The organism is Microbacterium hominis NBRC 15708, assembly GCF_001592125.1.
GTDB lineage: Bacteria > Actinomycetota > Actinomycetes > Actinomycetales > Microbacteriaceae > Microbacterium > Microbacterium hominis.
In genome coordinates this window covers 1-658 of record NZ_BCWI01000052.1, presented here as the reverse complement: position 1 = coordinate 658, position 658 = coordinate 1, and the positions used below count along the sequence as shown (strand labels likewise).

The 658-nt window shown below is 71.0% G+C and carries 1 protein-coding gene; it reads right to left on the bottom strand.

Going from position 1 to position 658, the window contains the following annotated elements:
• Nucleotides 1-608 (bottom strand): DUF222 domain-containing protein (locus MHO01S_RS16160; RefSeq protein ID WP_371836329.1); only part of this gene is annotated, 608 nt, incomplete at its 3' end.
• Between the last annotated feature and the right edge of the window lie 50 nt (nucleotides 609-658).

Here is a 658-nt window from a genome sequence, read left to right as displayed (position 1 = left end):
ACCCGACCCCGGGCGGTCAGGGTGTCGTGGATCGCGTGGGCGAGCGGCGCGGGAAGATCCGCGACCAGTCGAGCCATCCCATCCTCCAAGGGGAACAACCGGACGGAGCGTTCTTCATACGCGCGCTGCGCGGCCTCGGTGAACGCGGCAGGGTCGATAGTCGCCGCGATCGCCTTCGCCGCCGCACTCATCCGCGCAGGCGACTCCGACCGGGCCGCCTCCAACGCGAGGGTCTCGTACCGTCCCCGGTCCTCCTCGGTCGTCAACAGCGTGCCGGTGCGGCTGATCGCCCACGCGTGACCGGCATCGATCTCCCCCTGCTCCCACACACCCCACGTGGTCGGGAACAGGGTCGTCAACAGGTACGCCTCCGACATCCGGCGTTGCACACCCCGATCCGACACCCGCAGCGCCATCGCGAGTTCCAACGCGACTTCCCGCAACGGCAGATCCGCATCCGACGACCGCACCGACCCACCCCGCTGCTGCGCCTCCTGACGCAGCAACGCCGTCCGTTCCGCGACCAGTCCCACCGCGTCGGCCAGGAGCCGCGCCTCCGCGGCCTGCGCGGCAGCGGCCCGACGCCGCGCATCCACGACACCGGTCACCACGGCATCCAACCCGGGCCAGATCGCATCACCCTCACGGGTCCTCGTCT